Raw genomic sequence first — 317 nt, forward strand, 5'->3', positions numbered from 1 at the left:
CCTGAAGCGACCCTGACGGGACTCGAACCCGCGACCTCCGCCGTGACAGGGCGGCGCGCTAACCAACTGCGCCACAGGGCCATGAAAGAACCCTGACGGATTCTCACAGCAGGACCCACCGCGAACGGTGGGTCCGAAGTATGAAGTTATATGGTGGCCAGGGCCGGGATCGAACCGGCGACCTTCCGCTTTTCAGGCGGACGCTCGTACCAACTGAGCTACCTGGCCGGGACGGCACCCGAACCGAATGCCGATCGCATATTCTCTGCGACCCTGACGGGACTCGAACCCGCGACCTCCGCCGTGACAGGGCGGCG

General features: G+C 65.0%; 2 tRNA genes. Both read right to left on the reverse strand.

The window, feature by feature from the left end:
• Positions 1 to 7 precede the first annotated feature (7 nt).
• A tRNA-Asp gene (locus tag I0Q12_RS21695) sits at positions 8 to 81 on the reverse strand.
• 70 nt (positions 82 to 151) lie between these two features.
• Positions 152 to 228, reverse strand: a tRNA-Phe gene (locus I0Q12_RS21700).
• Positions 229 to 317 lie beyond the last annotated feature (89 nt).

The sequence above is a fragment of the Rhodococcus sp. CX genome, from assembly GCF_015865005.1.
Taxonomy (GTDB): Bacteria; Actinomycetota; Actinomycetes; order Mycobacteriales; family Mycobacteriaceae; genus Rhodococcus.